This is a genomic window from Anaerococcus faecalis, assembly GCF_013371425.1.
GTDB classification, from domain to species: Bacteria; Bacillota; Clostridia; order Tissierellales; family Peptoniphilaceae; genus Anaerococcus; species Anaerococcus porci.
The window spans coordinates 117,151-124,328 of record NZ_JABVBA010000008.1; the positions used below are offsets into that span (position 1 = coordinate 117,151).

Here is a 7,178-nt window from a genome sequence, read left to right on the forward strand (position 1 = left end):
AGTCTATTTCCTCCTTGTTTTAATATATGATAAGTTGAAATATTACATTTGCTCAATAAATTCAAATATTTTTTCTTCATTATTAAATAAGACAAACCTATCATAATTATTTTTATCTAGAGTTAAAGCAAAATTACAACACTTAAAAAGAAATTCCAAATCATGAGTTATAATAACTATTGAAATCTTTTTAGAATACTCATTTATAAGCTTAGCCATAATTTCCATATTCTTATAATCAAGTCCTGATGTTGGTTCATCTAATATGATCACTCGTCTATTTGATAGAAAAGCAGTAATTACAGCTAGCCTTTGTTTCTGACCTCCTGATAATTTTTGAGGATGTGATGTTCTTTTCTCCCAAAGATTTATTTCCTTTAAAAGTTTTTTAATTTCTTCTTTATCAGATGATATAGACAGGAGTTCATTTTCAACTGTATCTAAAAATATTTGTGAATCTACATCCTGCTGGACTAGGTAAGAATTTTTTAGTCTTTCTTTTTCTCGTACACCTATACTTGTATCTTGATTTTTTCCAACAAGTCCAGTTATTATTCTTGATAGAGATGTCTTCCCCGATCCATTTTTCCCAAGTATTCCTAAAACTTCTCCCTTTTTTAAATCAAAAGAAATGTTTTCTAAAATGCTTTTCTTACCAACACTTACATATATATTATTAAAAAATTCTACAGAATCTTTTTCAAAAAAAATTCTTTCAGTTTTTAAGTTTTTTTCTTCTAAAGTCCTAAGTCCTAATTCTTTGGCTAGATTATTATTAAAATTTTCTCTTGTGAAAATTTCATTGATTGTTGCACCTTTCATAAACACAATTCTATCAAATAAGTTTTTTAGATAATAAAGTCTATGCTCGGCTACTATTATGGTTTTACCCATAGATTTTAATTCTTTTAAAATCTCTTTAAAGCTTTCAATAGAATCATAATCTAGAGAAGAAGATGGTTCATCAAAAAATAAAATTCTACTATCTTGAATAAGAGCTGAAGCAATAGCTACTCTCTGTCTTTCTCCTCCTGATAGTGAAAAAATAGATTTATCAAGCAGTTTTTCTATTTTAAGCAATTTACTTATAGACTCTATCTTTTCTATAATCAAATCTCTTTTAATTCCCAAGTTTTCTGCCCCTAAGGCAATTTCATCATAAACATTTGTACAAAAAAACTGATCTTTGGGATTTTGAAAAACAATGGATAAAATTTTTGAAAGTTCTCCTTTTTTATATTCATTTATATCTCTTCCTAAAATTTCAACCTCTCCATCTAATTTTCCTTCATAAAAGCTTGGAAAAAGACCCGTAATTATTCTTATTAGTGTGCTCTTCCCACAACCAGAATTGCCTGTTAATAAAATAAACTCTCCATCTTTGATATTAAATTTAATATTTTTTAAATTCTCATTTTCTCCATAAGAAAAAGATTTAATATTAACACTAATCACATTTTCCATAGACTTGCTCCTAGCATAATAACTGTGCTAACCCACATAAAATAATCAAATTTTGAAAATTGCAAATTATATATGGATGTTTTTTTACAATCTATTTCAATCCCCTTTAAAATAATTGAACAGGTTAATACATCGCTTATTTCAAGACATTTATAAAGTAAAGGCACAAAATAAAGCTCAAAAGTCTTTATTGGGTGAAATATACTAGTATTAAATCCTCTTATCTTTTGTCCATCTTTTATTTCTTGGAGTCTTATTTTTATTTCAGGTATAAACCTAAAGAATAAAGCAATAGGAAGTCCAAAGCTTGTAGGCATTCCTCTATTAGTAAAAGAAGCTACAATAAAAGATGCCGAATATAGACTCATAACTCTTGCCATGATAAATATAGGAGCGTAAAGAAATATAATTCTAAGCATGAGATATATCGAGCCAATAAAGACACCACCCAAATAATTTTCTAAAATCCTTATTAAAATAAAAATTACAATCAAAAATAAAGTAAATTTAAAACTTAACTTTACTGAATAAATGGATAATGATAACAAGCTTAATAGTAGACATGTAATATAAAAAGCTTCATCTCCTATTGTGAGTATTATAGAAAAGATTATAATTAGCCCAATTATAGTAATTGGGCTAATTACTTCCTTTTTCTCTTTTTTACTTTTAACCAAGAACACTTTTTTTATTCCTCCCAGCAAAAAACTTATTATAGATATATGATCCAAATTTTGCACCAATGATTGATGCAATTATGGAAATAACAAAACAAATTCCAATATTTGCAGGTGTGTAAAAGTTTCTTAAAAAGTCAAAGTAGTCCGCTCCCATCATTTCAAGCATCGCCTTAGATTTTGAAAAGAAAAACACAATTATCATAGGATGAAGTGAATATACAAACATACCCGCTCCAAAAGCAAGACCAACCTTACTATTGCCTCTATCATAATTTTCACTACTTCCCACTACAAGTTCAGCTAATATTCCAGCAATGGTATTTATAATTATAATAGGCCACATCCCCATAAGAGTGTAGAATAGTCCTATCAAAAAGAAATATAAAAATGCGGTTCCCCTCACCTTTACACTCCTTGCCAAAATTACAAATACTGGCGCTACTACAATCGTAGCAAAGGCGCAAGACAAATATAAACTAGGCATTACACCTAAAGCTCCTGTAGCATAACCAAGTCCCATTGTTAACACAAATCCTATAACTGAAAAAACAGCAATTTTTACAATATTTTTTAAATTCATTTTCTCCTCCTTATTTAATTTTCCAATTTTCAGCTTTTTCTCTGATTTTAATGAAATCAGAATATATACCTTCTTCTTTAATTAATTCGTCATGTTCACCTTTTTGAACAATTTGACCCTTTTCTAAGACGATGATTTGATCAGCGTTTTTTATGGTATTTAATTTATGGGCTATCATAATCACCGTCTTCTCTTTCATTAATGAGTTAATCGCAATTTGTAATTTGTCCTCATTTTCTGGATCAACATTTGCAGTTGCCTCATCTAAAATTATAATTGGTGCATCTTTAATAATTGCTCTTGCTATTGATATTCTTTGTTTCTCACCTCCCGAAAGATTAGCACCCCCTTCTCCTATTACTGTGTCATATCCCTTTGGCAAAGCCATAATAAAATCATGACACGCAGCTTTTTTTGCAGCATTTATGACTTCCTCATGACTTGCATTAGGATTTCCAAATTTTATATTGTTTTCAATAGTATCATTAAATAGATATACTGATTGAAAGACTATGGAGATATTATCCATCAATTCTTCTAAACTAATATCTTTTATATTTACTCCACCTATTGTAATATCTCCACTATCTACATCCCAAAATCTAGCAATGAGCTTTGATAGGGTTGTTTTCCCAGCTCCTGATGGTCCTATAAATGCCACAGTGGTTTTTTCAGGAATTTTAAAAGATACCTTATCTATTATTTTTTTATTTCCATAGGAAAAAGAAACATTTTTAAATTCAATATTTCTTTTACTTGTTAATTTTAGACCAGCCTTCGATTTCATCTCACTAAGCGACATAATATCATCAACTTTATCAATAGAACTTGCTACTATTCTTAGCTCTGACATTGAAGATCCTGCCTCCTGAATCTGAGAAAATATCATATAAGACATAATCAATGTCATCAAAGAGTTTGTTAAATTCATAGTTTGATCAAAATAAAATCTAATAGCCAAATACATCAATATAAATGATGCAACATTTAAAATTAGAGAAGAAAAAATTGTATAAGGAGTAAATCTTCTCTCTACTTCTAAATTAGTTTTTTTACTCTCAAAAATAGCATCTCTTGTGTTTTTATCTCCCTTACCCGTTAAATTAAATGATTTAATAACAGGCATGGCTTGTATATGTTCTAAAACTCTATCAGATAAATTAATTTGGGCATTGGCTCTTTTGGGAGCAACTTTAGCTGAAACTTTTTGCATTCTATCACTAACATAAAGGTATATTAATGTTGCTATTGCAACTACAATCCCAATTCTAATATCAAAAACAAAAACCATGATAGTAAAAACAAAGGCTGTTAAAAATCCAGTAAGCATGGTTATGAGAATTGAAGGAACAGTGTTTTCTGTTTCGCTTAGCCCTGTTGTTAATATTCCTGAAATATTTTCCATTTTTGAATTATTTAGTAAACCCATTGGAATTTTTTTCAACTTATCTGTCATTTTAATTCTTGCATTTGCAACCATAAAATAACCTGCATGAGTTTGTCTTAACTGTGCGTAATAATTTGTTATCATTCGTCCAAATATAGATGCAAGAATAATAGCAAAAGCCATTAAGGATGTTCTTAATTTTTCTCCATTATTTACAACACTTAACAAAATAAAGTAAACTGCTCCCATTTGCAAAACATAAAAGAATGCATGAATTACTGATACAACTAAAGATTTATTTAAGTTTGACTTCTCCTTAGCTGAAAACCTCCAAATTTTACTTAAGGTTTCTAACATATTAATCCTCCTTTCCTATACTTGTTTTCCAAAGCTTCTTATAAGTCTCTGAAGAATTTAGAAGATCTTCATGCTTACCAGAGTCTTCAATTTTTCCATTATTTACTACAAAAATCTTATCCGAATCTTTTATTGTATATAATCTGTGTGCAATCACGATTACAGTTTTATTTTTAATTAATTCATTTAAAGAATTTTGAATTAAATATTCATTTTCTGGATCCATATAGGCCGTTGCTTCATCAAATATAACTATAGGGGCGTTTTTTAGCATCGCTCTAGCTATAACGATTCGCTGCCTTTCGCCTCCAGAAAGACTTTCACCTTGTTTTCCAACCCTAGTTTCATATGAATTTTCCAAATGAGATATAAATTCATGACAGCCAGCTTTTTTTGATATCTCCTCAACTTCTTTATCGCTCGCCTTAGGGTCACCCATTCTTATATTTTCCCTTACAGTATCATCAAATAAAAAGTTGTCTTGGGACACAAAAGATACCTGATCATAAAGCTCTTCTAAAGGAATGTTTTCATAAGGAATATCGCCCATCTTAATCTCACCCTTCTTTACATCCCAAAATCCTGCAATTAATTTTGCAATAGTAGATTTTCCGCCACCTGACAAACCTACAAAAGCATTTTTAGTTCCTTCTTTTATTTGTAAGGAAATATCTGATAAGATTTCTTGACCATCTTCGTACTCGAAACTCACATTATTAAGCTCTATATCATGATTTTTAATAACAATTTTTTCTTCACTGTGAATTTGCTCAGTCGCATTAAGAACAGACTCCACATTTTCTACTAAAGTGCCTACTTGAGCTCCTATAGTTGTAAATCTCATCATAGTATTTAGTAATCCTTGTAAGGAAAAGGATAAAATTATGGAAAGTAGATATCCTGTTAAGGATAAAGATCCATTCTTATAAAAGATATATCCCAATGGAAGTATAGCTAGAAGAGTAGTTGGAGTGATTGCTTTTGACATTGACATTCCAAATTGAGTTTTTGTCATCCAGTCATAATAATATTTAGCATTAGCATAAACTTTGTCGGTGATTTTTTTATAAGTTTTATCTGTCTGATTATATGACCTTATCACTTCTAACCCATTTACGTATTCTACAAGAGAAGAATTCATTTCTCCTCCGATTTTCATCGCACCAGCAAAATTATCTCCATAAGATTTAAAAACACTTACCATAAAAAACATACCTATTGGAAATGATACGAGGGATAAGAGTCCCATTCTCCAGTCTACAAATAAAAGATATAAAAATACAAAAACAGGACCTAGTAAATTTGCTGTCATTTCAGGGAACATGTGAGCAAGTGGACTCTCCATACTTTCTACCTGATCAACAATTTTTTGCTTAAAAGCTCCACTTGGAGTTTCGCTTATTGTTCCAAGAGAAAGTTTAGGAAGTTTCTCTATCATTTTTATCCTAATATCAGCAAGTATAGAAAAAGTAGCCTTGTGGGAAATAGATAGAGACCATGCATATAATAAAGTTTTTAAAGCATAACCAAGTAGTCCAATTAAACACCATAAGATATAGTAATTTTTATCAGTATCATTTGATATAAGTCCTTCAGCAATTTTCCCTCCACTTATAAAGGGAAGTATTCCAAAAATAACTCCAAGACTTGCTAGTAGCACTGACAGATTTAAACTTGACCTATGATTGTTCGCCAATATCATTAGTTTTTTAAATTGATTTTCTTTTTTCATAATTTCCACCTCCATAAAAAGATAACTTAGTTATCATATTTTTAAAAAAATTAAGGATTATAATCCCCTAATCTTTTTCCAACCATCATTAAAAAATCCCGCTATAATCTTTGCATTATGAATTGCTTCTTCCTTACTATTAGAATGTACTACTAATTCTGATAGCGCATAAATGTAAGCATGGTTTATAAGATGTAGTCCCTCATCAGTAATAACGCTCCTATATCCATTCTTATAAATTAGGTTTAAAATTTTTTTATGATTTTCATCTTCAAATCCTATAATTTCATCAATAAAGTTCTCGTATTTTGTACCATATGAAGAAAAAATCAAAAGCTCAAAAATATCTTTATTATCATAAAAGAAAGATACGGACTTTACAGATGCTTCTTCTTTCATTTTCAGTATTTCTAATAACTTATTTTTACTTAACTCTTCATTAGATTCATAAGTTTTAAGACTTTTGCTTTCATAATTTTTATAAATATCAAGAATCTGACTTGCAAAAGGTTCTACCAAATTTGTAAACAAATTTTCCTTATCATCAAAATGACGGTAAAAAGCTCCTGTAGTTACCCCAGCTTCTTTGCAAATCTTTCTTAAGTTAGATTTCTCATAACCATCTTTTAAAAAGTTTTTTATACCACTTTCTAAAATTTTGCTATGAGTAGCATCATACCCACTTAAACTCAACACTCATTCACCTTCTTCCTACTACAAAATCCAACCATGATAACTTAGTTATCATTATATATACTCATCTTCTTTTTGTCAATACGAACAGTAGAAAATCATACTTAAGTATGATATAATTATTGATAATTAAATACACGCTTAATGCTTATAACTTTAATAGACCAACTAAGGAAGTCAATAGTTATTTTTAAAAATTTTTTAAAATTTTTTCAAGTCACAAAACTTAAAAATGTGCATAGCAAACAAGCCTCATATACTTTCATTTTTTGAGGCAACACTTTT

6 protein-coding genes are annotated in these 7,178 nt (G+C 29.4%); all 6 read right to left on the reverse strand.

What is annotated here, in order from left to right; all coding sequences use genetic code 11:
* Positions 1 to 42: 42 nt before the first annotated feature.
* From HV819_RS08535 to HV819_RS08560, 6 genes are read right to left on the reverse strand one after another with little or no spacing between them, the layout of a single operon-like run.
* A complete protein-coding gene (locus HV819_RS08535; RefSeq protein ID WP_154542075.1) occupies positions 43 to 1,464 on the reverse strand; it encodes an ABC transporter ATP-binding protein in 1,422 nt (473 codons plus the stop codon).
* Positions 1,452 to 2,204, reverse strand: coding sequence for an energy-coupling factor transporter transmembrane component T (locus HV819_RS08540; RefSeq protein WP_326831259.1), 753 nt, complete (start codon positions 2,202 to 2,204; stop codon positions 1,452 to 1,454). Before HV819_RS08540 ends, HV819_RS08535 begins: the two co-directional genes overlap by 13 nt.
* Positions 2,134 to 2,724, reverse strand: coding sequence for an MptD family putative ECF transporter S component (locus tag HV819_RS08545; RefSeq protein ID WP_019118518.1), 591 nt, complete (start codon positions 2,722 to 2,724; stop codon positions 2,134 to 2,136). Before HV819_RS08545 ends, HV819_RS08540 begins: the two co-directional genes overlap by 71 nt.
* Before the next feature lie 10 nt (positions 2,725 to 2,734).
* Positions 2,735 to 4,468: an ABC transporter ATP-binding protein gene (locus HV819_RS08550; RefSeq protein ID WP_154542077.1), complete on the reverse strand. Its 1,734-nt coding sequence runs from the start codon at positions 4,466 to 4,468 to the stop codon at positions 2,735 to 2,737.
* Position 4,469: 1 nt separating this feature from the next.
* Positions 4,470 to 6,200, reverse strand: a complete 1,731-nt coding sequence (locus HV819_RS08555) for an ABC transporter ATP-binding protein (RefSeq protein ID WP_176270005.1) — start codon at positions 6,198 to 6,200, stop codon at positions 4,470 to 4,472.
* A gap of 57 nt (positions 6,201 to 6,257) precedes the next feature.
* Positions 6,258 to 6,896: a TetR/AcrR family transcriptional regulator gene (locus HV819_RS08560; protein WP_456237005.1), complete on the reverse strand. Its 639-nt coding sequence runs from the start codon at positions 6,894 to 6,896 to the stop codon at positions 6,258 to 6,260.
* Between the last annotated feature and the right edge of the window lie 282 nt (positions 6,897 to 7,178).